This window comes from Streptococcus sanguinis (assembly GCF_019928825.1).
GTDB classification, from domain to species: Bacteria; Bacillota; Bacilli; order Lactobacillales; family Streptococcaceae; genus Streptococcus; species Streptococcus sanguinis_L.
Map to the genome: position 1 here is coordinate 327,041 of NZ_JAHZOP010000004.1, position 25,765 is coordinate 352,805.

Sequence of the window (25,765 nt, forward strand, 5' to 3'; positions counted from 1 at the left end):
TTTTTTGACTGATAATCATAAAAATAACAGCTCTGTACATTTGCAGAACTGTTATTTGTTTTTCTTTATTTTTTCTACATCCAGTGGCATGAAAGTCGCCATGACTCGACCGATCAGTTTAGGCTCTTCCTCATGCGGGATAAACTTATCGCTGTATTTTTTATTAAGAGAAATTAAGCGAATTCCTGTTGGATCATTGAAAACCCTTTTAATAATGGTTTGGCCGTCATAGTCAATGGCATAGATAGCACCGGCAAGCTCGAAATGAGTCTGCTTGATTAGCGCTACAGAGTCTCTCGGGTACTTGGGCTCCAGAGAGTCTGTTCGTACCCAAAGAGCAATATCGTAGTCAATTTCTCTGTCCAGCCAGACCAAATCAGCCTGATCTGGTTTATGCTGAGAGAGGTAGTAGTTTTCATAGACCAAGTAGGGGAAGTAGCCATCCTTTAAGCTAGCTTGTGTTTCTTGTTCAGCCAGGCTGGTTTCCAGCAGCTTTAATCCTTGTTCCTGTCTGTCTTGGTCAAGTTGTTGATAAATACGATTTAATTCGGGGAACTGTTGAGGGATGTCAGCGATTAGTCGGTAACGAGGGTCGATTTCTTCAACCTCTACCTCAAAAAATCTTGCAATCTTTTCTAAATTGGCTGCGATAGGCAGAGATGTCCCTTTGATATAGCCAGTCAGTGTACTAGCAGGAATGCCTGTTTCACGAGATAGTTCGACTTGTTTTTTACCTGTTTCCTTGAGAAGTTCTTTGAGCTTTTTAGAAATAAGAAGACTTGCTTCCTTATCTTGGGGGCTTGCGGCGCCTCTTCCTCTGGCCATAATATCAACTCCTTTACTTGTTTCAATTATAGCGAATTAAATCGAAAAAGTAAAGGATTAGGTCAATTATCTCAGCCTAATCCTTTACTTTTTAGATATTGTATTAAATTTCGTAGCCCATTAAGATTCCACCTTCCTCAGCATAGAAGCTGCAGAGTCCTGAAGTCGGCACCATTTCGATTTGAGCTTGTGGATACTTTTCTTGTACCAGTTGGCTAAATTGCTGGCAGAACTTTTCGTTATTCCGGTGAGCGATGATGAGTCGGCCACCCTTGTAACCAGCTTTGAGGAGCTCTTCGATTGCAGAAGCAAGAGCTTTTTTCGGACCGCGTGCCTTTTGCAGAAGCTCTAGCGTGCCAGTCTGGCTAGCTTCACCGACCATACGGATATTGAGCAAGCCGACAACGGTTCCCAAAAGTTTGCTAAGTCGGCCGTTTTTGACCAAGTTATCTACCTTTGCCAGAACGAAGAGAAGCTTAGTTTTCTCTTGATAGCGATTAATGACTTCAACGACTTCATCAAAGCTGAGATCTTGCTGAATGAGTTCATTGAGTTTAGTCACAAGTAAGTCCACCTCGCCGCCAGCAGAAAGACTATCAATGACATGAATCTGGGCATCAGGGTGTTCTTCCAAAAAGATTTTCTTGGCAATCTGTGCACTATTATTGCTTCCGGATAAAGTTCCAGTGATAGTCACCACAAAGATCTTGTCGGCTCCCTCGAAACTTTTGAGATAGTCATCTGGACTAGGGCAGGCAGACTTAGAAGCGGCAGAAGAAGCATACATTTTCTCCATCATAAGATCGATATCAAGCTGCTTATCATCTACAAAAATCTCATTTTCCACTTGAATGGTCAAGGGAACACTTTCAAACTGGGTGTCTTTAGCCAAGTTTGCCATTTCACGAAAGTCACAGCCAGAGTCAGCTATAATTTTCCAAGTCATATTTTTCTCCTTTTTTGTCAAGTATGTACAATAAAAAAATTGACAAAAAACCTGTCTTTTTTTAAAATTATAACATGAAGGATGCTTACTAGAAAGCGGAAACTGTCAGCTGAGACAAGAGGGAAGAAATTGTTATGTCGGAAAAGAAAATATCGGAAAAATCACTCGCGAATTTAAAGAAATACAATCAGGAATCCAATCAAATCACGAGAGAGTCTCTGGAAATTTCTCTCATGCAGCTGCTGGAGAAGAAAGAACTCAAAAAAATTACGATTTCAGAGTTGGTTGAGCGAGCAGGGGTTTCCCGCGCTGCATTTTACCGCAATTATAGCTCTAAAGAGCAGATTCTGGAAGAGATTTTTAAAAACACTGTTCAAGGTATTACGGATAAATTGGAAGAGTTTAACTTTAAAACTGAGATGTACCAGATTTGGCTTTTTCTTTTTAAGGAAGCCAAGAAAGAAGCTCGGGTTATCAGTCTAGCTATTGACTATAATTTTGAAAAGCTGCTGACCCAGGCCGTGTTCGACTTTTTGGAAAAGCGAAATCGCAATGCTAAGAAAACAACTAATTCTTACATGAATTCCTTCTGGAGTTCGGCAGTTGTTTCCGTTCTTTCCAAGTGGATTAAGGACGGTATGAAGGTTCCAGCTGAAAAAATAGCTTCTTTAGGCCTGCCTCTTTTCCCACAGAAAAAGAAAATCAAATAAAAACAAGTGAGTCATTAGGGCTCGCTTGTTTTTAGGTTCTGTAAGAAGTCGGTTAGTTCTTTTTGATTTCTTAATTCGTAGAATTTCTGAGGAAAGGTTTGTCGGATTTTCTTATATCTTGCCAGTGCAGTCTGACATCGTCCTTTCCAAAGAACCTAGCAGATAAACTCCCAGTCAAACTTTTCGGGGCAACCGGGAGCCATGCTTTCTCTGGTCCGATTTCGGTATTTTAGATAGCGTTTGAAAGCTCGATAGAGGCAGTTCCAGCGAGAGAAGTTCAGAAAGATGATTTGGTCGGCTTCTGCCATCCGCCGTTCATAAAAACACCAAGAGTAGTTGCCATCAATAATCCAGTCGGTATTTTTTGACAAAAAATTATCCATCTGTTCACTCATCCAATCACGGTCGCTATCCTTCCAGCCAGGTTGGAACTGCAATCTATCCATGTGAAGTTTGGGAATGGAGTAGTGGTTGGACAGTTGCCTTGCTAAAGTGGATTTGCCAGAACCGGAATAACCAATAATTGCTATTTTCATGCCTACCTCCTTTATGTTAGAAACAAAAAAAGCTCCTGAGAGCTCCCTTTGTATGCATTATTTAGCAAGTTTAGCTGAAAGACGTGCTTTATCGCGGCTTGCTTTGTTTTTGTGGATCAAACCTTTTGTTTCTGCTTTATCGATAGCTGAGCTAGCAGCACGGAAAAGTTCTTCAGATGGGTTTGCTTCAAATGCTTTGATTGCAGTACGCATAGCTGACTTTTGAGCTGAGTTTTTTTCGTTATGTTTCACGTTCAATTCAGCGCGTTTGATAGCTGATTTAATGTTTGCCAAGTTGTTTCACCTCCATTGAAAATACTAACTATCTAATTATATATGAAAAGTTAGGATTTGACAAGCTTTTTTATTTTTTTAAGTAAATTTCATCAATTTCATGATTTCCAGCTTTGTGCAGAATAATTTCTGCCCGATTGCGGGTTGGCTCAATGTAGTCTAGCAGGTTGACAAGGTTGATGCTTTTCCAGACATTATGGGCGAAAGCTACCACTTCCTCTTCTGCTTGAGTGGTGAAGCGGTGGTAGTAGTTTTTGGGGTCGTTTTCAGCCAGCGTCAGCATTTTTTTAAAGCGATCCAGATACCAGTTTTCAATATTTTCGACTTCAGCATCAACATAGATAGAAAAGTCAAAAAAGTCTGTCATATATAGGCGCTCGTTCTGAGGATTCTGGAAAACATTGATGCCTTCGACAATAACAAAGTCAGCAGCCTTTACCTCTTGCATTTCCTGAGGGACGATATCATAAGTTTCATGCGAGTAGACTGGAATTTGGCAATCCTGACCGTTTTTTATGCTATCTAGAAAGGAAAGAAGCAGCTCCATATTATAGCTTTCTGGAAAACCCTTGCGGTTTAAAATGCCATGATCTTCCAAGGTTTTATTCGGAAATAAAAAACCATCTGTGGTAACTAGCTCGACTGTTGCATTTGAAAAAGTCCGAGAAAGTAAAATCTGCAGCAACCGGCTGGTGGTGGATTTCCCAACGGCCACACTGCCAGAAACTCCGATGATAAAGGGCTGTTTCCGGCTTTCCTTTTGTAGAAAAATTCCCTTGGAAAAAGCCAAGTCTTCCTTGGAACGTTTATAGATTTGAATGAGGTTAGTCAAGGGTAAATAAATGTCCGTCACATCCTGCAGGCTAATCTTGTCATTGAAACTCTTGATGGAGTTAAGTTCCGCCTGAGTCAGAGGCGGAGTTGTTTTACGGTGCAGGTTTTGCCAAGTATGGCGGCTGATTTTTTCAAAGTGAAGAAATTCGTTAGTCATAAGTTACTCCTGTATGATGGACTTTAGTATAACATACTTTTTGGAGAAATGAAAACGATTTACAATTCTAGGAAAATTATGATAAAATGGTTGTATGACTAAAATGTATTTTGCAGAAAATCCTGATGCCAAACATGATATTCATGAATTAAATGTGGAACTGTTAGGACAGAGGCTGACTTTTTTGACAGATGCTGGTGTCTTCAGTAAAAAGATGATTGATTATGGCAGTCGGGTTCTTTTGTCTGTCTTGGACTTTGAAGCTGGAGAACGGGTCTTGGATGTTGGCTGCGGCTATGGGCCTCTAGGTTTGACCTTAGCCAAAGCGCAGGGAGTAACTGCGACCATGGTGGATATCAACCAGCGGGCCTTGGACTTAGCTCAGAAGAATGCTGAGAGGAATCAGGTATCTGCTCATATCTTCCAGTCAAATGTTTATGAAAAGGTCAACGGCATTTTCGACCATATTATCAGTAATCCGCCTATCCGTGCTGGTAAGCAAGTTGTACATGAGGTTATCAGCGGAAGCTATGAGCATTTGACAGAAGGCGGAGATTTGACCCTTGTGATTCAGAAGAAGCAGGGAGCACCCAGCGCCAAGTCAAAGATGGAAGATGTTTTTGGAAACTGTGAGATTGTCAAGAAGGACAAAGGCTACTATATACTAAGGAGTGAAAAACAAGATGCGTGCAGTTGATATTATCCAAAAGAAGAGAGACGGTTTGGAGCTAACCAGTCAGGAAATTCAGTGGCTGATTGAGGGTTATGTGGACGGGACGGTGCCGGACTATCAGATGGCAGCCTTTGCAATGGCTGTCTATTTTAAGGGCATGACGACTCGGGAAATTTCTGATTTAACCATGACAATGGTTGGAACCGGTGAGCAGTTTGACTTGTCAGAAATCTCGGGAATAAAAGTAGATAAACATTCTACTGGCGGTGTTGGTGATAAGGTAACTCTGGTCTTGGTTCCTTTGGTGGCTAGCTTTGGCGTGCCTGTTGCTAAAATGAGCGGCCGCGGTCTGGGTCATACTGGTGGAACCATTGATAAATTGGAATCCATTAAAGGATTTCAGGTAGAGCGCAGTCAGGATGACTTTATCAAGCAGGTGCAGGAAATTGGTCTGTCTGTAATTGGTCAGTCAGATCAATTGGTGCTGGCAGATAAGTTGCTCTATGCCTTGCGAGATGTAACAGCAACTGTTGATACCATTCCGCTGATAGCTAGCTCTGTTATGAGTAAGAAAATTGCTGCTGGTGCAGACAGTATCCTTCTGGATGTGACGGTCGGTGAAGGTGCCTTTATGAAAAATATTGATGACGCTCGTGTACTAGCACGCACTATGGTGGATTTGGGCAAGGCTGTCGGAAGAAAAACAGTAGCTGTTCTGACAGATATGAGTCAGCCTTTGGGAACCAGCATTGGCAATCGTCTGGAAATCTTAGAAGCCTTGGATATCTTACAGGGCAAGGGCCGTGAAGACATCACAACTTTCATTTGTGAGCTGGCGCAAATTATGCTCGGACTGGCAGATGTTGAGAAAACGGTGGAAGAAGTGAGAGAACAGTTGACTAATGGCGCTGCTTTGAAGAAATTTGAAGCTATGATTGCTGCTCAAGGCGGTGACTTGGAAGACCTCTATCGTCCATCAAGTGCAGCTCATATTATAGAAGTGAAAGCAGAACAGGCAGGTTATATCACTGAACTGCCTGCCATGGAATTCGGACTCTTTGCTATGAGACTTGGAGCAGGACGTGCAGTTAAATCTGACGACTTGGATTATGAAACTGGAATTGTTTTCGAAAAGAAAGTCGGAGACAAGGTCGAAATTGGAGAAGTTTTCGCAAAAATTTATTCAAATGAAAAAATTTCTCAAGAACTAGTTACAGATTTTCAAAAAAATGTTAAAATAGGTGATGAAAGCGTTGCAGTAAGCGAAATTATCGAGGTTATTGCTTAATTCTAGGAGAAGTCAACATGAAATTAAACAAATACATAGACCATACGCTTTTAAAACCAGAAGCGTCAGAAGAGCAGATTCTGAAGTTAATTGAAGAAGCAAAAGTTTATGATTTTGCCAGTATCTGTGTCAATCCAACCTGGATAGAGTTTGCTGCGGAGCAGCTGAAAGGCTCAGATGTCAAGGTTTGTGTGCCAATTGGTTTTCCTTTAGGAGCCAATACTTCCGATGTAAAGTCTTTTGAAACGAAGGACGCAATCCAAAAGGGTGCGGGCGAAGTGGATATGGTCATCAATGTCGGCGCTCTGAAGTCTAAAAATTATGATTTGGTAGAGCGAGACATCCGTGCGGTTGTAGAAGCTGCAAACGGTACCTTGGTCAAGGTGATTCTGGAAACTTGCCTGCTGACAGATGAGGAGAAGGTTAAGGCCTGCCAACTGGCTCAGAAAGCTGGAGCTGATTTTGTTAAGACCTCTACAGGGTTTTCAACTGGCGGTGCGACAGTTGAAGATGTCGCCCTCATGAGAAAAACAGTTGGTCCTGACATGGGCGTCAAGGCTTCTGGCGGTGCTCGTTCTTATGAAGATGCGCTGGCCTTTATTGAAGCAGGTGCGACTCGTATCGGAACTTCGGCCGGAGTGGCGATTATGAAGGGAGAAGAAGCTAGTGGCGACTACTGAGTTGATTGACTTGGCTGTCCAAGCCAGCAAAAATGCTTATGTTCCCTATTCTCATTTCCCTATCGGAGCGGTTTTAGTCGCTAAAGACGGACGGGTATTTACCGGCGTTAATATTGAAAATGCCAGTTTTGGTTTGACCAACTGCGGAGAGCGGACAGCTATATTTAAGGCGGTTTCAGAAGGAGCTTTAGACTTCGAGGAGCTGATTGTCTATGGTGAGACGGAAAAACCCATATCACCTTGTGGTGCCTGCCGCCAGGTAATGGCAGAATTTTTTTCTGAGGATCTAAAAGTGACCTTGGTCGCTAAAGATAAATCGACGGTCGTGATGACGGTCAAGGAATTACTTCCATATTCTTTTACAGATTTATCATAAGTCTGTTATCGGTCATCTGACCAAACTCAAACTTGCAACTGTGTTGCACATCTTATTTAGGAGGTTCAGAAATGAACAAAAAACAATGGCTAGGTCTTGGTCTAGTAACTGTCGCAGCATTCGGACTTGCTGCATGTGGAAACCGTGCTTCTCGCTCAGATTCTTCAAACGCGAAAACGGATTTGAAGGCTGCTATCGTAACTGATACTGGCGGTGTTGATGATAAGTCATTTAACCAGTCTGCATGGGAAGGCTTGCAAGCTTGGGGTAAAGAAAACGGTCTTTCTAAAGATAACGGCTTTACTTACTACCAATCTAACGATGAGTCTCAGTACGCAAACAACCTGAACCAAGCTGCTACAGATGGTTACAACCTAGTATTTGGTATCGGATTTGCCCTTCGTGATGCGGTTGAATCTGCTGCCCAAGATAACACTGGCATCAATTATGTTATTATCGATGATGTTATCGAAGGACAAAAGAATGTTGCTTCAGCTGTCTTTGCTGATAATGAATCTGCTTACCTTGCTGGTGTTGCTGCTGCAAAAACTACTAAGACAAAACAAGTTGGTTTCGTAGGTGGTATAGAAGGCGCAGTTATCACACGTTTTGAAAAAGGTTTCGAAGCTGGCGTGAAATCAGTTGACCCGTCTATCAAGATTCAAGTAGACTATGCTGGCTCATTCGGTGATGCTGCTAAAGGTAAGACAATTGCTGCTGCTCAATATGCTGCAGGTGCAGACGTGGTTTACCAAGTTGCTGGTGGAACTGGTGCTGGAGTATTTAACGAAGCTAAGTCAATCAACGAAACAAGAAATGAAGATGAAAAAGTTTGGGTACTCGGTGTTGACCGTGACCAAACTGAAGAAGGTAAATACAAGTCTAAGGATGGTAAAGAGTCTAACTTTGTTTTAGCATCAAGCTTGAAACAAGTTGGTAAGACTGTCCAAGACATTGCTAACCAAACTGCTAAAGGTAAATTCCCAGGCGGTAAAACTACAACCTTCGGTCTGAAAGACGGTGGAGTTGACTTGACAACTACAAACCTGTCAGAAGATGCGAAAAAAGCCGTTGAAGAAGCGAAAGCAAAAATCCTTGACGGCAGCATCACTGTTCCTGACAAATAAAACAATTTAAGAGCGATCCGACCGTGTAGGGTCGCTTCTTTTTGAAATTGAGACGCCTTTGTGTCAATAGAATTTATTAGCACTGGCTGTGCTAGTAAATTTTATTGAAATAAAATGAAATTCTGGAAAGGAAAGAGCCATGACACATGAAAATGTCATTGAAATGCGAGAAATTACCAAGATTTTTGGTGAATTTGTAGCCAATGATAAAATCAATTTGGAACTCAGAAAAGGTGAAATTCACGCTCTTTTGGGAGAAAATGGTGCCGGCAAGTCAACCTTGATGAATATGCTGGCTGGCCTGCTTGAGCCGACCAGCGGTGAGATTGTAGTGAATGGAAAGTCAGTTAAACTGGACTCTCCATCAAAGGCGGCCTCACTTGGTATCGGGATGGTGCACCAGCACTTTATGCTTGTTGAAGCTTTTACTGTCGCTGAAAATATCATCCTTGGAAGTGAAATCACAAAAAATGGTGTGTTGGACTTGAAAGGTGCCACTAAAGAAATTAAGGAACTGTCTGAGAAATACGGATTGGCAGTTGATCCATCTGCTAAGGTAGAAGATATCTCTGTCGGTGCCCAGCAGCGGGTTGAGATTCTGAAAACTCTTTATCGTGGGGCGGACATTCTCATCTTTGACGAGCCAACAGCCGTTCTGACGCCAGCTGAGATTGATGAATTGATGAAAATCATGAAGAATCTGGTAAAAGAAGGAAAATCTATCATTCTCATCACTCACAAGCTGGATGAGATTCGGGCAGTTTCTGACCGAGTAACGGTTATTCGTCGCGGAAAATCCATTGAAACAGTTGAAATCGCTGGTGCAACTAACCAAGATTTGGCTGAAATGATGGTGGGACGGGCTGTTTCCTTCAAGACTGCGAAAGAGCCTGCTAATCCTCAAGAAACTATCTTGTCAATCAAGGATCTTGTTGTTGAAGAAAACCGTGGTGTTCCAGCTGTTAAGGGACTTTCTCTTGATGTCCGAGCTGGTGAGATTGTCGGGATTGCTGGGATTGACGGCAATGGTCAGACTGAGCTGATTCAGGCTATTACAGGTCTTAGAAAAGCTAGCTCTGGCGAGATTACAATTAAGAACCAGTCTATTATTGGTAAGCAGCCGCGGCAGATAACTGAAATGAAAGTCAGCCATGTTCCTGAAGACCGCCACCGTGATGGTTTAGTCCTGGCAATGTCCATTTCTGAAAATATTGCTTTACAGACTTACTATAAAGAACCGCTCAGTAAAAATGGAATCCTGAATTACGGTAACATTTATTCTTACGCACGCAAGTTGATGGATGAATTTGATGTTCGGGCGGCTAGTGAATATGTACCTGCTTCAGCTCTTTCAGGAGGAAACCAGCAGAAAGCTATCATTGCTCGGGAAGTGGACCGTGATCCAGACCTTCTGATTGTCAGTCAACCAACTCGCGGACTTGATGTGGGGGCTATTGAATACATTCATAAACGTTTGATTGAAGCGCGGACTCAAGGTAAGGCTGTCCTCGTTGTTAGCTTCGAGCTAGACGAAATCCTCAATGTTTCTGATAGAATCGCAGTTATCCACGATGGTAAGATTCAGGGAATTGTAACTCCAGAGGAAACTAATAAGCAAGAACTTGGTATTCTCATGGCCGGTGGTAAGATTCAGAAGGGAGCTTCAAATGTCTAAAAAAACACAACAGATTGCGGTTCCTTTAATCTCAGTTCTTCTAGGGATTTTATTGGGAGCGGTTGTCATGGCCATCTTTGGTTATGATGCTATCTGGGGGTATGAATCCCTCTTTAAAACAGCTTTTGGTTCTTTGAGAAGTTTGGGTGAGATTTCTCGTGCGATGGGGCCTCTGATTCTCATTGGTTTGGGCTTTGCTGTAGCTAGCCGTGCTGGATTCTTTAATGTTGGACTTCCTGGTCAAGCCTTAGCTGGCTGGATTTTGGCTGGTTGGTTTGCACTTTCCTTCCCTAATTTACCTCGTCCTCTGATGTTATTGGCGACTGTAGTCATTGCAGCAGTGGCTGGTGGTATTGTTGGTGCTATTCCAGGGATTCTGCGTGCTTATCTGGGAACGAGTGAAGTTATCGTAACCATTATGATGAACTATATTGTTCTTTTTGTTGGAAATGCTGTTATTCATAGTTTCCCTAAATCTGTGATGCAGAGTGTTGACTCTAGTAAGCGTGTTAGTGCCAATGCGATTTATCAAACAGAGTGGTTGAGAAGTCTGACATCTAACTCTCGGATGAATATCGGTATCTTCTTTGCTTTGATTGCAGTAGTGGTTATTTGGTATTTGCTTAAGAAAACAACACTTGGTTTCGAGATTCGCGCTGTAGGTCTGAATCCCAATGCCTCTGAATATGCAGGGATGTCATCTAAGCGTACCATCATCGTGTCTATGATTATTTCCGGAGCTCTTGCAGGTCTTGGAGGAGTAGTAGAAGGACTTGGAACTTATCAGAATGTCTTTGTTCAAGGAAGTTCCTTGAGTGTTGGTTTCAATGGTATGGCTGTAAGTCTTTTGGCAGCCAATTCTCCAATTGGAATTCTCTTTGCAGCCTTCCTCTTTGCAGTTCTGAGTGTTGGTGCTCCAGGTATGAACGTGGCCCAGATTCCAACAGAACTTGTAAACATAGTAACAGCTTCTATTATCTTCTTTGTCAGCGCCCATTATCTGATTGAGCGTATGACAGGTATGACTATCTTTGATTTCTTTAAAAATCGTCGCCAAGAAGCTAAAAAAGTCAAGGAGGGAAACTAGGATGAATATTGTAACGGTATTAAGTTTATTAGTATCATCTATGCTGATTTATGCGGCTCCCTTGATTTTTACAAGTATTGGCGGGGCTTACTCTGAACACGCTGGTGTGGTTAATGTCGGCTTGGAAGGAATCATGGTTATGGGGGCTTTTACAGGCGTTCTATTTAACCTGACTTTCGAGAAGAGTTTTGGTAGTGCGACTCCGTGGCTTTCTTTGATTGCTGCTGGTTTGGTCGGAGTTGTCTTCTCTCTTATCCATGCTGTGGCAACCATTACCTTCCGTGCGGACCACGTTGTGAGTGGTACAGTGCTGAACTTGCTGGCGCCAGCCTTAGCAATTTTCCTTGTTAAAGCTATTTATAATAAGGGACAAACGGATAATATTCAGCGTTCATTCGGGAAGTTTAATTTCCCTGTCCTATCTGATATTCCAGTCTTGGGAGACATTTTCTTCAAGCATACAAGCTTGGTTGGTTATCTTGCCATTGCTTTCTCTTTCCTTGCTTGGTTTATCATGTTTAAGACTAAGTTTGGATTGCGTCTTCGCTCAGTCGGAGAGCATCCGCAGGCAGCAGATACCTTGGGGATTAATGTTTACCTCATGCGTTATTGCGGTGTCATGATCTCTGGTCTGCTCGGTGGTATTGGTGGAGCTATCTATGCTCAGTCAATCTCAGTAAACTTTGCTGTGACAACTATCGTAGGTCCTGGATTTATCGCCTTGGCGGCTATGATCTTTGGTAAATGGAGTCCTATTGGTGCCATGTTGGCTAGTCTCTTCTTTGGAGCTTCCCAAAGTTTGGCGGTTATCGGGAACCAGTTGCCATTGCTTTCAAGCGTTCCAAAGGTTTATCTGCAGATTGCGCCTTACGTATTGACGATTGTAGTCCTTGCGGCATTCTTCGGTAAAGCTGTTGCTCCGAAAGCGGATGGTATCAACTATATCAAGTCTAAATAAATCTTTACACCAGTCCTTTGCAACTGGTGTTTTTTTGGTGATTGAAAGAAGTTATAATCATAGGGATTGAAAAAGCCTGCTTCGTCTGAAGCGGGCTTTTTAAGATTAGTTTGTTGCGATTTCATTTAGCAGGTCTTCTGCAGTAGTGGTTGGGTTAACGCGAACGCGATTGAGTGAGAGCAAGCCATTAGATAGTGTGGCTAGTCCGTTATTGGTCGTCAATCCCATCTTGTAGCCAAGGCTTTCAGCAATCTGCAAGGTTGCATCACTGTATCGTCCAGATGGATAGGCAACGGTGGTTGTGGTTTGAGACAGATTTTTGTCTAAGTAAGACTTGGAATCTTTTAACTCAATTTTTTGTTGGTCTTCTGTCGTTGCTGAGAGGTCGGGATGGTTGACGGTGTGGTCTTCAAAGGACATGCCTTTGTCCTTCATTTCCTTTATCTCATCTAGCGTCAGCATATCTTCGCGTCCAGCTTGAACAAATCCGGTAATGACATTATTTGTTGCTTTCATGTCATATTTCTGGAGAAGTGGAAAGGCATTAGTATAGAAATCCCTTAAACTATCATCGAAGGTCAGCCAGACGACTTTTTTATTTTCTGGCAAGACATTCTCCGTCAGTACCTTGTATGCTTCTTCTGGTGTTAGTGGATAGTAGCCTGCGTCTTTCAAAGCTTTCAGATGACTTTCAAATGTGGCTGGATCTACAATCAAACCGGCATTAGCTGCTTCTGATGGATCCATGACATGAATGGCATGATACATCAAGATAGGAACTTGAACTGGCTGGTCTTGCTTAACCCATTTAATCTTGTCTTTACTGTTGTCATCCGATGTCGTCTTTTTATCCCGAGTTGGAGCTGACGAAGTTTTAGATGAAGTATTGACTTGGTTAATTGAAACATTATTAGCTTCCTCTTGATTGTGCGACTTTTGCAGCTGAGCTAGTAAAGAAAAGCCACCAACAATCAAGACAAGAAAAAGTAACAAACTCGTTAAAGAAAGCAAAATAGCTCTTTTTCTAGCTTTGCGTTGCTGCATGCGATTTCCTCTGTGTTTTCCTGTCATAGTATCTCCTTTGAAAATAAATTGCTATTCCTTACGGAAATTTACATCTATTATAACAAATAAAGAAGTAGTTTTGTAGGCATTTTTTTATAATTTTGTTATAATATTTTTTATACAAGAAATTTTCAAGGAGTGCTTCATGTCTATTAAAATAGCTTTACTTGGTTTTGGAACAGTGGCCAGCGGTGTGCCTTTTTTGCTGAAGGAAAATGGAGAAAAAATCGTTCAAGCAGCTCATTCAGAGATTGAGGTTGCTAAAGTTTTGGTAAAAGACGATGCTGAAAAAGAGCGTCTTTTAGCAGCTGGAAATGACTTTAACTTTGTCACAAATGTTGAGGAAATTCTGAACGATTCTGAGATTACCATCGTTGTAGAATTGATGGGACGGATTGAGCCAGCGAAAACGTTCATCACTCGTGCTCTTGAAGCTGGCAAGCATGTGGTAACGGCTAATAAGGACTTGTTGGCTGTTCACGGAGCAGAGTTGCTGAAAATCGCTCAAAAGCAAAATGTGGCTCTCTACTATGAAGCAGCTGTTGCTGGCGGCATTCCAATCCTCCGTACCTTGGTTAATTCACTGGCTTCTGACAAAATTACTCGTATCTTGGGTGTGGTCAATGGAACCTCTAACTTTATGATGACCAAGATGGTAGAAGAGGGGTGGTCTTATGAAGACGCTCTTGCTGAAGCACAGCGTCTTGGCTTTGCTGAAAGTGACCCGACCAATGATGTAGATGGCATTGATGCGGCATACAAGATGGTGATTCTCAGCCAGTTCGCTTTTGGTATGAATGTTAAATTTGAAGATGTGGGTCATCAGGGAATTCGTCATATCACACCAGAAGATGTGGCTGTTGCTCAAGATCTGGGCTATGTAGTCAAGCTGGTAGGTTCTATTGAAGAAACGCCATCAGGAATCGCAGCAGAAGTAGCTCCAACTTTTCTGCCAAAAGCGCATCCGCTTGCTAGTGTCAATGGGGTAATGAACGCCGTCTTTGTCGAATCCATCGGCATCGGAGAATCCATGTACTACGGACCAGGAGCAGGTCAAAAACCAACTGCAACTAGTGTTGTGGCAGATATTGTCCGTATCAGCCGCCGTTTGAATGAAGGAACAGTTGGCAAGGCCTTTAATGAATTCAGCCGTGAGCTTGTGCTAGCTAAGCCAGAAGATGTGAAGAGCAGCTATTACTTCTCTATCTTGGCACCTGATTCTAAAGGCCAAGTTCTGCATTTGGCTGAGATTTTCAATGCTGAGGATATTTCCTTTAAGCAGATTCTGCAGGAAGGTACAGATGGTTTGAAGGCTCGCGTGGTGATTATTACCCATGCTGTCAGCAAGACACAGCTGGAAAATGTCACTGTTAAGCTCAAAGAAGTTGCTGAGTTTGACTTGCTCAATACCTTCAAAGTATTAGGAGATTAAGATGAAAATTATTGTACCAGCGACCAGTGCCAATATCGGTCCTGGATTTGACTCCGTTGGGGTAGCCCTCTCAAAATATCTGGAAATTGAAGTCTTGGAAGAAAGTCAGGAGTGGGTGATTGAGCATGACCTCAATCCGAGAATTCCTAAGGACCGACGCAATTTACTGGTTAAGATTGCCCTGCAGTTGGCTCCAGATATTCAGCCGCGCCGTTTGAAAATGACCAGTGATATTCCATTGGCTCGCGGGCTTGGATCTTCTAGTTCAGTCATTGTGGCTGGGATTGAATTGGCCAACCAGCTAGCTCACCTTAATTTGTCGGATTATCAGAAGCTAAAAATTGCTACAAAGATTGAAGGTCATCCTGACAATGTTGCGCCGGCTATTTATGGTAATTTGGTCGTATCTAGCTCATCTAGAAATCAGGTGTCTGCTGTGGTAGCGGACTTTCCGGATGCAGACTTCATCGCCTATATCCCAGACTATGAGCTGCGAACGGTTGAGAGCCGTCAAGTATTGCCAAATCGGCTTTCTTATAAGGAAGCTGTTGCGGCCAGCTCCATTGCCAATGTTGCGATTGCAGCCCTTTTAAAAGGTGATATGAAAATCGCTGGTCGGGCTATCGAGTCTGATTTGTTCCACGAAAAATACCGTCAGCCTTTGATCAAGGAATTTTCAGATATTAAGTTCTTAGCCAGAAAAAATGGATCTTACGCAACCTATATCTCAGGAGCGGGACCGACTGTTATGGTCTTATCGCCTAAGCACAAGACAGAGAAGATTTATCAGCTTCTGCAAAAACAGAATTTCAAGGGACAAATCTTCCAGCTTCAGGTGGATACTGAGGGTGTGCGAGTAGAAAAATAAATCATCAAGAGGTTTTCTATGAGCCTCTTTTTTCATTTCTAAGCTATGGAGTTGATATCCCTATCTTTTTATACCTAACTGTGCTATAATGGGTCTAGCTTAAAGGAGGATCATTCACTTTATGGATCATTTAGAATTACAGGCTCTAGCGACTGAGCTAGCTTTCGGTGCCATCAGGAATGCTCTTTCTAGCCAAACACAGCGTTTCACTACTAGACAATTATAAGCGTTAAAAAGCTGACCTTTCTCAGCTTTTTCTTTGTAATCTATCGTAAATGCCATAGATTTTTGATATAATAGAGTGTATTTTGTTTACATAAAAGAGAGAAAATCATGCAAAAACTAGAGAAATTAAAAACTGAATTAGAGGGAATCGACATTCGCTTCAATGAGCCTTTGAGTCAATACACCTACACAAAGGTCGGGGGTGCAGCCGATTTCTTAGTTTTTCCCCGCAATCGTTATGAGCTGGCTCGTATTGTTAATTTTGCCAATCAAGAAGACATTCCTTGGATGGTGCTGGGAAATGCCAGTAATATCATTGTGCGAGACGGCGGTATCCGAGGTTTCGTGATTATGTTTGACAAGCTCAACAATGTAGCGGTGGATGGCTATATGATTGAGGCAGAGGCCGGAGCTAATCTGATTCAGACAACCCATATCGCTCTGCAGAATAGTCTGACTGGCTTTGAGTTCGCTTGTGGTATTCCAGGCAGCGTTGGCGGAGCTGTCTTTATGAACGCCGGGGCTTATGGCGGCGAGATTGCTCATGTCTTGGTATCTTGCAAGGTACTGACTCCTCAGGGCCAAGTCAAAACGTTGGACGTTCGGGATATGAAGTTCGGCTATCGTCACTCACTTGTTCAGGAAACAGGCGACATTGTTATTTCTGCTAAGTTTGCTCTTTCGCCTGGTGTTCACAGAACGATTCGTCAGGAAATGGAGCGCTTAACCCATCTGCGAGAGCTCAAGCAGCCCTTGGAATATCCATCTTGCGGTTCTGTTTTCAAGCGTCCTTTGGGTCACTTTGCTGGTCAGCTGATTAGTGAAGCAGGCCTCAAGGGTCATCGGATCGGTGGTGTAGAGGTATCTGAGAAGCATGCCGGCTTTATGATTAACGTCGATAAAGGAACGGCTCAAGATTACGAAAATCTTATCGCTCATGTGATTGAAAGGGTGCGGGAAAATTCAGGTATTACTCTGGAGCGCGAAGTCCGCATCATTGGTGAATCTCTGTAAGACAGATATGATTTCCAGTAGAAGTATGCTGGATAAGGAACTGCAGCTGGCTGCAACTTAGTAAGGGGGTGAAAGCCTATCGACACGGAATTTATAAAGGGCCTTTACAGCCCTCACGAGGTAGCAGCGGTCTGACAGAACCCTTAATCTGTTAATACGAGAAAGAAGGAATTTATGACAATTGAAAAAACCAATCATCGAGTTTAAAAACGTTTCAAAAGTTTTTGAAGATAATAATACTGTCGTCCTGAAAGATATTAATTTCGAGCTGGAAGAAGGAAAGTTCTATACTTTGCTGGGGTCTTCTGGTTCTGGCAAATCAACGATTCTGAACATCATTGCTGGACTTTTGGACGCGACGGACGGGGATATTTTTCTTGATGGCGTCCGCATCAATGATATTCCAACTAATAAAAGAGATGTTCACACGGTTTTTCAGTCCTATGCACTGTTTCCTCATATGAATGTTTTTGAAAATGTAGCCTTTCCGTTGCGTCTGCGCAAGGTTGATAAAAAAGAAATTCAAGAGCGAGTTGCAGAAGTGCTGAAAATGGTTCAGCTGGAAGGTTTTGAGCGCCGTTCTATTCGTAAATTGTCAGGCGGTCAGCGCCAGCGTGTAGCCATTGCGCGGGCAATCATTAATCAGCCGCGGGTCGTTTTGTTGGATGAGCCTCTGTCTGCTCTGGATTTGAAGCTGCGTACAGACATGCAGTATGAGCTGCGGGAATTGCAGCAGCGTTTGGGTATTACCTTTGTCTTTGTCACGCACGACCAAGAGGAAGCCCTAGCTATGAGCGACTGGATTTTCGTTATGAATGATGGTGAGATTGTTCAGTCGGGGACGCCTGTCGATATTTATGACGAGCCCATTAACCACTTTGTTGCGACCTTCATTGGCGAGTCCAATATTCTGCCTGGTAAGATGATTGAGGACTATCTGGTTGAGTTTAATGGCAAGCGCTTTGAAGCAGTGGATGGTGGGATGCGCCCAAATGAATCTGTTGAAGTGGTGATTCGGCCGGAGGACTTGCGGATTACTCTGCCAGAAGAAGGCAAGCTGCAGGTTAAAGTTGACACCCAGCTTTTCCGTGGCGTTCACTATGAGATCATCGCTTATGATGAGCTTGGCAATGAATGGATGATTCACTCGACTCGTAAGGCCATTGTCGGAGAAGAAATCGGTCTGGATTTCGAGCCTGAGGATATCCACATCATGCGTCTCAATGAAACTGAAGAAGAATTCGATGCCCGTATCGAAGAATATGTTGAAGTAGAAGAGCAAGAAGCGGGTCTGATCAATGCCATTGAGGAGGAACGCGATGAAGAAAACAACCTCTAATCTTTTTCTCTTGCCATACCTGCTCTGGATTTTCCTTTTTGTCTTGGCACCTGTTGTCATGATTATCTGGAAATCCTTCTTTAACATTGAAGGGCAGTTTACGCTGGAAAATTACCAGACCTACTTTACATCGCAGAACTGGACCTATCTCAAGATGAGTCTGAATTCGGTCCTTTATGCAGGGATTATTACTCTCGTAACCCTGCTGATTTCCTATCCGACCGCATTCTTTTTGACTCAGCTCAAGCACAAGCAGCTCTGGCTGATGCTGATTGTCCTGCCGACCTGGATCAATCTCCTGCTCAAAGCTTATGCTTTCATTGGTATTTTCGGTCAGAATGGCTCAATCAATCAATTTCTAACTTTTATTGGAGTGGGACCGCAGCAGATTCTCTTTACGGACTTTTCATTTATCTTTGTAGCTAGCTACATCGAGCTGCCTTTTATGATTCTGCCCATTTTCAACGTTCTGGATGATTTGGATCCAAATCTTATCAATGCCAGCTATGACTTGGGAGCCAATCGCTGGGAGACTTTCCGTCGGGTCGTTTTCCCTTTGTCATTGAATGGTGTCAGAAGTGGAGTGCAGTCCGTCTTTATCCCTAGTCTCAGTCTCTTCATGCTGACCCGCTTAATCGGGGGTAATCGGGTAATTACTCTGGGGACAGCCATTGAGCAGCACTTCCTGACCACTCAGAACTGGGGCATGGGCTCTACTATCGGAGTGGTGCTGATTGTTGCCATGCTCTTTACCATGTGGGCAACCAAGGAAAGGAGAGGGCGATGAAAAAAATTGCAAATCTCTATCTGGCCTTTGTCTTTTTGGTGCTCTACATCCCCATCTTTTACCTGATTGCTTATGCTTTTAATGCTGGGGAAGACATGAATCGCTTTACAGGCTTCAGTCTCAGTCATTTTCAAAATCTCTTTGAGGATTCGCGCTTGATTTTGATTTTGGTTCAAACTTTCTTTCTGGCTTTCCTGTCTTCGTTGATTGCGACGCTGATTGGAACTTTTGGAGCCATCTATATCTATCAAGTCCGCAAGAAATATCAAGATGCCTTTCTGTCTATCAACAATATCCTCATGGTGGCACCGGATGTCATGATTGGCGCCAGTTTCCTGATTCTCTTTACCACTGCGAAATTCCAGCTGGGCTTCCTGTCTGTGCTGGCTAGCCATGTGGCCTTTTCCATTCCGATTGTGGTGCTGATGATTCTTCCGCGTCTGAAGGAAATGAATGATGATATGATTAAGGCTGCTTACGACCTAGGCGCTAGCCAATTACAAATGCTAAAGGAAATCATGCTGCCTTATCTGACTCCAGCCATTATCGCTGGCTACTTCATGGCTTTTACCTACTCACTTGATGACTTTGCTGTGACCTTCTTCGTTACTGGCAATGGATTTTCTACTCTGTCTGTTGAGATATACTCTCGCGCTCGTCAGGGAATTTCTCTGGAAATAAATGCCCTGTCAGCCTTGGTCTTTCTCTTCAGCATTGCTTTGGTAATTGGGTATTACTTTATCACCCGTGAGAAGGAGGAGATCGTATGAGAAAGCTCTATTCATTTTTAGCGGGAATTCTGCTGATTATCTTAGTCTTATGGGGTGTTAGTCACCAGATCGAAAGTCGGACGCAGAGCAAGGAGATCGATAAGCTGGTCATTTACAACTGGGGTGACTATATCGATCCTGAGCTTCTGACTGAGTTTACTAAGGAAACTGGTGTCCAAATCCAGTACGATACCTTTGACTCCAATGAAGCCATGTATACGAAAGTGAAGCAGGGCGGCACAACCTACGACATTGCTATCCCCAGTGAATATATGATTGCCAAGATGATGAAGGAAGGCTTGGTTGAGAAGCTGGATCATAGCCAGATTAAAGGTTTGGAAAATATCGGATCTGACTTTTTAGACCAGCCTTTTGATCCTGGAAATCAGTACTCGATTCCTTATTTTTGGGGAACGCTGGGCATTGTCTACAATGAAAAAATGGTTGATAAAGCTCCAGAGCATTGGAATGATCTCTGGCGACCTGAATACAAAAACTCCATCATGATGATTGATGGAGCCCGTGAAGTTATGGGAATTGGTCTGAACTCGGATGGTCATAGTCTCAACTCCAAAGATGCAGATCAGCTGCAGGAGGCGGTCGACAAGCTCTACACTCTGACGCCAAATATCAAGGCCATTGTGGCCGATGAGATGAAAGGTTATATGATTCAGAACAATGCTGCTATCGGCGTGACCTTTTCTGGTGAGGCTAGGCAGATGCTGGAGGCCAATGAAGACCTGCGCTATATCGTGCCAACGGAAGCCAGCAATCTTTGGTTTGACAATATTGTCATTCCCAAAACCGTCAAAAATAAAAAAGCTGCCTATCAGTTTATTAACTTTATGCTGAGACCGGAAAATGCTTATAAGAACGCCCTTTATGTTGGTTATTCGACACCAAATCTTCCTGCCAAGGCCATGTTGCCTAAGGAGATTCAGGAAGATGAGGCCTTTTATCCGACTGAGGAAACGATGAAACATCTGGAAGTTTATGAGCAGTTGGGCCCTAAATGGCTGGGGACCTACAACGACCTCTATCTTCAAGTCAAGATGTATCGGAAGTGATCATCAAACAAGTTTGCTTGATGAATACAAAAAAACGCCTGGCTCAATGAGCTGGGCGTTTTCTGCTTGCCTAATTTGAAGCTTCTGTTTGAGTATTGGTTGCAGTGTCTTGACTCTGGCTAGAAGCGGTAGTGTCGCCTGCTGCTGTATCTGTCGCAGAACTGGATGCACTAGTCTCAACTGCTGCTGCATCACTGCTGGAAGCAGCTGTATCAGTTGCAGTTGTTGAAGCAGGGCTGCTTGTTTCTTTTTCGATTTCCTTGATAATAGTTGTTGTTGCAGTAGAGCTGCTGGTATCAGTTTTTGATTTTTCATCCTTATGACTGGTCAGATTCATGATCGTGATGCTGGCAATGATGATAGATAAGATACTGGCAACCGTTGCAATGGTCTTTTGGAAGGCTGAAAGGCCGGTTTTAATATGCTGTTTAGTAGGTTTTTTAGATGATTTTGTCTTGTTTTTATTGCTGCGAGAATAGTTTTCCATGCTTGAAAGAATCTCCTTTTAAAATTTCAATGATTTCTTATCTCTCATTATACGTTTTTTATCTGAAAATGTCTTTAAAAAATCAAATTTTTATCTATGAAAACGCACACAAAAGATTGCTGTCAAGAAAAGAAACTGCTCAAATTTGGATTGAGCAGTTTCTTGAGCTAGAATAGCAAAGTAATCACGCCTTCTAATCTTGGAGTGCAGCTTGAGCGACAGCCAGCCTAGCTGCTGGAACTCGATAAGGAGAGCAGGAAACGTAGGTGACACCAATTTCTTGGAAGAAGGGGATGGAAGCCGGATCGCCACCGACCTCACCGCAGATGCCGATAGGAAGATCAGGCTTGACTTGACGCCCTTTGCTGATAGCAATCCGCATCAATTCACCAACGCCGTCCTGGTCAACACTTTGGAAAGGATCAAAAGGAAGGATTTCTTTCTCCTTATAATGGCCGATGAATTTTCCAATATCGTCCCGTGAGAAACCGTAGGTCATCTGGGTCAGGTCGTTAGTACCAAAGCTGAAGAAGTCCGCTTCCTGAGCCAGCTGGTCTGCAACCAGACAGGCACGTGGAAGTTCAATCATGGTGCCAATTTCATAAGGGAAGGGCTCCTGACCTTTATGCCTAAAGAGCTTGTTGATATGTTGGATAAGACAGGCTTTGACAGAGTCCAGCTCAGCCTTGTCTGCAATCAGCGGAATCATGATTTCCGGCTTGACGGTCAATCCTTCCTGATTCAGCTTGATAGCACTCTTGAAGACGGCTTCGACCTGCATCTTGTAGATCTCTGGTTGCGTAATCCCCAGACGGCAGCCGCGGTGGCCTAGCATTGGATTGCTTTCTTGTAGCTGTTCAATGCGGTGAGTCAGTTTCTCTGGTGACTTGTGCAGCTTGTCAGCCAAAATCTTGATTTCCTGTGAATCTTTAGGTAGAAATTCATGCATCGGCGGATCCAAAAGACGGATAATCATAGGTTTGTCCTGCACTGCTTGGAACATTTGATAAAAGTCATTTTCTTGGAATTCCAGCAGTTTTTTGAGGGCGGATCTGGTTTCCAATTCATTGTCAGCCAGAATCAGGCGTCGCATTTCTAGAATCCGTTCCTGACCAAAGAACATGTGTTCGGTACGTGCCAGACCGATGCCCTTTGCCCCAAACTTAATAGCTGTTTTTAGATCTTGAACGGTCTCTGCGTTGGCACGGACTTTGAGCTGTGCGACTTCGTCTGCCCATGAAAGCAAACGGTGAAGTTCTTGGTCGTTTTCGATTAGGACGGTCGGAATCTCTCCGCTATAAATGCGTCCCGAGCTGCCATCAACTGAAATGACATCACCCTCAGTCAAAACAAGACTTCCGCAGGAAACGGTCTTGCTTTCCTCGCTGATGGTCAGCTCTCCACAGCCAGCCACACAGCAGGTTCCCATTCCCCGGGCTACGACAGCTGCATGAGAGGTCATACCGCCCTGACTGGTCACTATGGCTTGGCTAACGACCATACCTTCAATGTCTTCAGGGGAAGTTTCCTGACGGACTAAAATGACCTTTTTACCCAAGGAGTGGTAGTCTTTGGCGCGCTCAGCTGTAAAGACAATCTCGCCAGTTGCTGCACCAGGGCTGGCTGGCAGTCCTTGAGCCAAGAAAGGAGCATCTTGCAGAGCTTTTTCTTCAAATACAGGATGGATGAGCTGGCTAATCGTAGCAGGAGATACGCGCTGGAGAGCTTCTTTTTTGCTGATAATACCCTCGTCTACCAGATCTAAGGCTATTTTCAAAGATGCCTTGGCGGTCCGTTTACCGTTTCTAGTTTGGAGGATATAGAGTTTACCCTTTTCTATGGTAAATTCGATATCTTGCATGTCCTTGTAGTGGTTTTCGAGAATCTTAGCATAGTCTTGGAAAGCTGCATAGGCCTGAGGGAGAGCTGTCTCAAGTGCAGCGATAGGTTCAGGGGTTCGAATGCCGGCTACGACATCCTCTCCTTGTGCATTGAGCAAAAATTCGCCAAATAGCTGATGCTCACCGCTGGCAGGGTTTCTAGTGAAGACAACTCCTGTACCACTGGCTTGGTCGCTATTTCCGAAAACCATGGCTTGGACATTAACCGCCGTTCCTAAATCATGAGGAATATCATTCAAGTTGCGGTAAACCTTAGCTCGAGGGTTATTCCAAGACTTGAAGACTGCCTTGATAGCAGCATAGAGCTGTTCTTTCGAGCTTTGGGGGAAGGTCTGATGATGCTCGCGATAAAGCTGCTTATATTGCTCAATTAATGCTTGATGTTCTTCCAGTGTGAAATCCTTGGCCTGTTTGCCAGCATTCTTTTCAAAATAGCCCAAGAGGTCATCGAACTCATCCTTGGAAATTCCATAAACCACATCAGCAAACATTTGCAGCAGACGGCGGTAGCAGTTGTAGGCAAAGTCAGCATTGGTCTGCTCAGCCAGAGTCTGGGTTCTTAAATCATTCAGACCTAGATTGAGAATAGTGTCCATCATGCCCGGCATGGAAAACTTGGCTCCGCTTCGAACAGACACTAAGAGCAGGGCTGAGTCGTTTCCGCTGAAATATTTACCGGTTTTCTCTTCTAATTCGGTAATCGCTTTCAAAACATCTTCTTTTAAAGAAGATTCAAAGAAATAAGGGCTTTCTAAATATTCAATACAGCTTTCTGTAGTAATAGTAAAACCTGGAGGGACAGGCAGTCCCAAATTGGTCATTTCAGCTAGGTTGGCTCCTTTTCCTCCAAGCAGGGCTTTGTCATCTGCACATCCTTCCTCGAAGGAGTAAATCCATTTCGCCATATTTACCTCCAAAATTATGAAATATGTGTCATATTGTAGGACAACTACATTGTAATATACATCACATATATTTGTCAACCGAAAAAAGCATCCTGTTTTATTGACAATTTTTCTTTTTTTGTTATAATGTGTTACAAAATGATGATTATTTAAACGTTTAAAAATGAAATATGAGCAATAATTCCTAAATTTTAAGCGAAATTCGGCTAATCATCTATATAAAGAAAGAAGGAGTCAGACCTATTTGAAATTAAGTGAACGGCAAAAGAAAATTGTAGAAATTGTAAAAGAACACCAGCCACTCAGCGGTGAGAAAATCTCTGAATTACTAGATATTTCTCGGGCGACTCTGCGCTCGGATCTGTCTTTTTTGACCTTGGTTGGGATTTTAAAAGCTACGCCTAAAGTTGGTTACACGTACTCGGGCTCAGATTTAGAAACGCTTTTCTTTTTCGATACCTTTCGAAAGGAAGTGGCAGAGATTATGACTTCTCCTGTTTTGGTATCTCATGATTCTTTTATTCAAGATGCCATTATCACCTTATTTATGTATGATGCGGATGTTCTCTATGTGATTGATGAGCATAAGCTACTCTTGGGGATTTTGTCGCGTAAAGACTTGCTGCGTGCTTCGCTCAATACCAACATTGACAGCACTCCTGTGGCGGTCTGCATGACACGAATGCCCCATATTAAAACTTGCTACAAGGATATGAACATTTTGGAAGCGGCAGCAGTTTTGCAGGATTTTGCGATTGATTCACTGCCGGTAGTCGATGAGGATAATGAGCGTAAGATTTTAGGAACTGTGACCAAGTCAGCCCTGCTGGATTATATTATTCAAGAGGCCAGAAGCGCTGAGGTAAATAGATAAGAGGAATGAACATGAAGAAAGAAATTATTGTTTACAGCATTTCAGATTCTTTGGGTGGGACTTCGCAGAAGCTATTGTCTGCAGTGACAGCCCAGTACCCAGATATTATTTTTAATAACAGCTATCGTTTTCCATTTATCAACAAGGAAGAAGAATTGCTGGATATTCTGCGTGATGCCATCAAGGACGATGCCCTTGTTATTAGTACTCTGGTTGATGGCAAGCTTGCAGCTGTAGCTAGAGAGTTCAGTCAGGCCAATGGCCTTGCTTATCTGGATTTGATGCATCCATTTTTTGAGATTATCAGAGAAAAGACAGGCACCAGTCCTATAGAGGTGCCGGGTACCTTGCACCGGCTGGACACTGAGTATTTTAATAAAATCTCCGCTATTGAGTTTGCGGTCAAATACGACGATGGCAAGGCGCCGCAAGGATTTTTAGACTCAGACTTGGTGCTCTTGGGCGTCTCCCGTACATCCAAAACGCCACTAAGTATTTATCTGGCAAATAAAGGATACAAGGTTTCTAACCTGCCTTTGATTCCAGAAGTCCCTCTGCCTCAGGTCTTGGAAAAAGTTGATTCAGAGCGTATTATCGGTCTCTTATGTGAGCCAGAAAAACTGTCTAAGATACGCAGTAATCGCTTGAATTCTCTGGGATTGACCCAGTCGACCAGCTACACAGATCTGGAAAAGATATACGAAGAACTAGACTACTCAAAAGAAGTCTTTAAAAAGTATCGGGCTCATGTCATCAATATCACCGATAAATCAATCGAGGAAACGGCTTTCTTGATTGAAGATCATTTGAAGAAATTGAGATAAGAGAGAAGATTGAGAGAGCGGTTATAGAGTGAGGGCTGAAG

General features: G+C 43.1%; 25 protein-coding genes and 1 pseudogene. 18 read left to right on the forward strand and 8 right to left on the reverse strand.

Annotated elements, in window-relative coordinates; genetic code table 11:
* Positions 1-51: 51 nt before the first annotated feature.
* Both K1J09_RS09625 and K1J09_RS09630 read right to left on the reverse strand, forming a co-directional pair.
* Positions 52-825, reverse strand: a complete 774-nt coding sequence (locus tag K1J09_RS09625; RefSeq protein WP_223323982.1) for an XRE family transcriptional regulator — start codon at positions 823-825, stop codon at positions 52-54.
* A gap of 103 nt (positions 826-928) precedes the next feature.
* Positions 929-1,771: a DegV family protein gene (locus K1J09_RS09630; protein ID WP_223323983.1), complete on the reverse strand. Its 843-nt coding sequence runs from the start codon at positions 1,769-1,771 to the stop codon at positions 929-931.
* A 134-nt stretch (positions 1,772-1,905) separates the two neighbouring features.
* On the opposite strand from K1J09_RS09630, the gene K1J09_RS09635 reads away from it, so the two are divergent.
* Positions 1,906-2,481, forward strand: a complete 576-nt coding sequence (locus K1J09_RS09635; RefSeq protein WP_002895666.1) for a TetR/AcrR family transcriptional regulator — start codon at positions 1,906-1,908, stop codon at positions 2,479-2,481.
* A 14-nt stretch (positions 2,482-2,495) separates the two neighbouring features.
* On the opposite strand, the pseudogene K1J09_RS09640 reads toward K1J09_RS09635, so the two are convergent.
* The 3 genes and pseudogenes from K1J09_RS09640 to coaA all read right to left on the reverse strand — a co-directional run bounded on the left by K1J09_RS09640 (position 2,496) and on the right by coaA (position 4,302).
* A pseudogene (locus K1J09_RS09640) lies at positions 2,496-3,017 on the reverse strand (DNA topology modulation protein).
* Positions 3,018-3,074: 57 nt separating this feature from the next.
* Positions 3,075-3,311, reverse strand: coding sequence for a 30S ribosomal protein S20 (rpsT, locus tag K1J09_RS09645; protein WP_002895661.1), 237 nt, complete (start codon positions 3,309-3,311; stop codon positions 3,075-3,077).
* A gap of 70 nt (positions 3,312-3,381) precedes the next feature.
* A complete protein-coding gene (gene coaA, locus K1J09_RS09650; protein ID WP_223323984.1) occupies positions 3,382-4,302 on the reverse strand; it encodes a type I pantothenate kinase in 921 nt (306 codons plus the stop codon).
* Between the two features lie 94 nt (positions 4,303-4,396).
* Between coaA and K1J09_RS09655 the strand changes: the two genes are divergently transcribed.
* From K1J09_RS09655 to K1J09_RS09690, 8 genes are all read left to right on the forward strand, one after another.
* Entirely contained in the window at positions 4,397-4,999 is a 603-nt protein-coding gene (locus K1J09_RS09655) for a class I SAM-dependent methyltransferase (protein ID WP_223323985.1), read from the forward strand.
* Positions 4,986-6,263 carry a pyrimidine-nucleoside phosphorylase gene (locus K1J09_RS09660; RefSeq protein WP_125406766.1) on the forward strand — a complete coding sequence of 426 codons (1,278 nt, stop codon included), beginning with the start codon at positions 4,986-4,988 and terminating at the stop codon, positions 6,261-6,263. The genes K1J09_RS09655 and K1J09_RS09660 overlap by 14 nt, the downstream gene beginning before the upstream one ends.
* 17 nt (positions 6,264-6,280) lie before the next feature.
* On the forward strand, positions 6,281-6,943 hold the full coding sequence (deoC, locus tag K1J09_RS09665; protein ID WP_124764767.1) for a deoxyribose-phosphate aldolase: 663 nt from the start codon (positions 6,281-6,283) through the stop codon (positions 6,941-6,943).
* On the forward strand, positions 6,930-7,319 hold the full coding sequence (locus tag K1J09_RS09670; RefSeq protein WP_124764765.1) for a cytidine deaminase: 390 nt from the start codon (positions 6,930-6,932) through the stop codon (positions 7,317-7,319). Before deoC ends, K1J09_RS09670 begins: the two co-directional genes overlap by 14 nt.
* A gap of 71 nt (positions 7,320-7,390) precedes the next feature.
* On the forward strand, positions 7,391-8,446 hold the full coding sequence (locus K1J09_RS09675) for a BMP family lipoprotein (RefSeq protein ID WP_124764763.1): 1,056 nt from the start codon (positions 7,391-7,393) through the stop codon (positions 8,444-8,446).
* A 139-nt stretch (positions 8,447-8,585) separates the two neighbouring features.
* Positions 8,586-10,121 carry an ABC transporter ATP-binding protein gene (locus K1J09_RS09680; protein WP_124764761.1) on the forward strand — a complete coding sequence of 512 codons (1,536 nt, stop codon included), beginning with the start codon at positions 8,586-8,588 and terminating at the stop codon, positions 10,119-10,121.
* On the forward strand, positions 10,114-11,208 hold the full coding sequence (locus tag K1J09_RS09685) for an ABC transporter permease (protein ID WP_124764759.1): 1,095 nt from the start codon (positions 10,114-10,116) through the stop codon (positions 11,206-11,208). Before K1J09_RS09680 ends, K1J09_RS09685 begins: the two co-directional genes overlap by 8 nt.
* 1 nt (position 11,209) lies before the next feature.
* The gene (locus tag K1J09_RS09690; RefSeq protein ID WP_223323986.1) at positions 11,210-12,166 is read left to right on the forward strand and encodes an ABC transporter permease; all 957 of its coding nucleotides are present in this window, start codon (positions 11,210-11,212) and stop codon (positions 12,164-12,166) included.
* A gap of 105 nt (positions 12,167-12,271) precedes the next feature.
* Here K1J09_RS09690 and K1J09_RS09695 read toward each other — a convergent pair whose 3' ends face one another.
* On the reverse strand, positions 12,272-13,237 hold the full coding sequence (locus K1J09_RS09695) for a polysaccharide deacetylase family protein (protein ID WP_223323987.1): 966 nt from the start codon (positions 13,235-13,237) through the stop codon (positions 12,272-12,274).
* 139 nt (positions 13,238-13,376) lie between these two features.
* Here K1J09_RS09695 and K1J09_RS09700 point away from each other — a divergent pair, with 139 nt between their 5' ends.
* The 7 genes from K1J09_RS09700 to K1J09_RS09730 all read left to right on the forward strand — a co-directional run bounded on the left by K1J09_RS09700 (position 13,377) and on the right by K1J09_RS09730 (position 20,733).
* Positions 13,377-14,663: a homoserine dehydrogenase gene (locus K1J09_RS09700; protein ID WP_223323988.1), complete on the forward strand. Its 1,287-nt coding sequence runs from the start codon at positions 13,377-13,379 to the stop codon at positions 14,661-14,663.
* Position 14,664: 1 nt separating this feature from the next.
* Positions 14,665-15,531, forward strand: a complete 867-nt coding sequence (thrB, locus tag K1J09_RS09705; RefSeq protein ID WP_223310728.1) for a homoserine kinase — start codon at positions 14,665-14,667, stop codon at positions 15,529-15,531.
* Positions 15,532-15,864: 333 nt separating this feature from the next.
* Positions 15,865-16,770 (forward strand): UDP-N-acetylmuramate dehydrogenase, encoded by a 906-nt coding sequence (gene murB / locus K1J09_RS09710; RefSeq protein WP_002895636.1) that lies wholly within the window; start codon positions 15,865-15,867, stop codon positions 16,768-16,770.
* Positions 16,771-16,951: 181 nt separating this feature from the next.
* Entirely contained in the window at positions 16,952-18,109 is a 1,158-nt protein-coding gene (locus K1J09_RS09715) for an ABC transporter ATP-binding protein (RefSeq protein ID WP_223323989.1), read from the forward strand.
* Entirely contained in the window at positions 18,090-18,896 is an 807-nt protein-coding gene (locus K1J09_RS09720; RefSeq protein ID WP_111675889.1) for an ABC transporter permease, read from the forward strand. Before K1J09_RS09715 ends, K1J09_RS09720 begins: the two co-directional genes overlap by 20 nt.
* Positions 18,893-19,666, forward strand: a complete 774-nt coding sequence (locus K1J09_RS09725) for an ABC transporter permease (RefSeq protein ID WP_223323990.1) — start codon at positions 18,893-18,895, stop codon at positions 19,664-19,666. Before K1J09_RS09720 ends, K1J09_RS09725 begins: the two co-directional genes overlap by 4 nt.
* Positions 19,663-20,733 carry an ABC transporter substrate-binding protein gene (locus tag K1J09_RS09730; protein WP_223323991.1) on the forward strand — a complete coding sequence of 357 codons (1,071 nt, stop codon included), beginning with the start codon at positions 19,663-19,665 and terminating at the stop codon, positions 20,731-20,733. The genes K1J09_RS09725 and K1J09_RS09730 overlap by 4 nt, the downstream gene beginning before the upstream one ends.
* A 70-nt stretch (positions 20,734-20,803) precedes the next feature.
* On the opposite strand, the gene K1J09_RS09735 is transcribed toward K1J09_RS09730, so the two are convergent.
* Both K1J09_RS09735 and ppdK read right to left on the reverse strand, forming a co-directional pair.
* On the reverse strand, positions 20,804-21,220 hold the full coding sequence (locus K1J09_RS09735; protein WP_223323992.1) for a DUF6556 family protein: 417 nt from the start codon (positions 21,218-21,220) through the stop codon (positions 20,804-20,806).
* A 193-nt stretch (positions 21,221-21,413) separates the two neighbouring features.
* Positions 21,414-24,026, reverse strand: coding sequence for a pyruvate, phosphate dikinase (gene ppdK, locus K1J09_RS09740; protein WP_223323993.1), 2,613 nt, complete (start codon positions 24,024-24,026; stop codon positions 21,414-21,416).
* 244 nt (positions 24,027-24,270) lie between these two features.
* On the opposite strand from ppdK, the gene K1J09_RS09745 reads away from it, so the two are divergent.
* Together K1J09_RS09745 and K1J09_RS09750 are read left to right on the forward strand one after the other, a co-directional pair.
* A complete protein-coding gene (locus K1J09_RS09745; RefSeq protein ID WP_002915339.1) occupies positions 24,271-24,900 on the forward strand; it encodes a CBS domain-containing protein in 630 nt (209 codons plus the stop codon).
* Between the two features lie 5 nt (positions 24,901-24,905).
* Positions 24,906-25,724: a pyruvate, water dikinase regulatory protein gene (locus tag K1J09_RS09750; protein ID WP_125347762.1), complete on the forward strand. Its 819-nt coding sequence runs from the start codon at positions 24,906-24,908 to the stop codon at positions 25,722-25,724.
* Positions 25,725-25,765 lie beyond the last annotated feature (41 nt).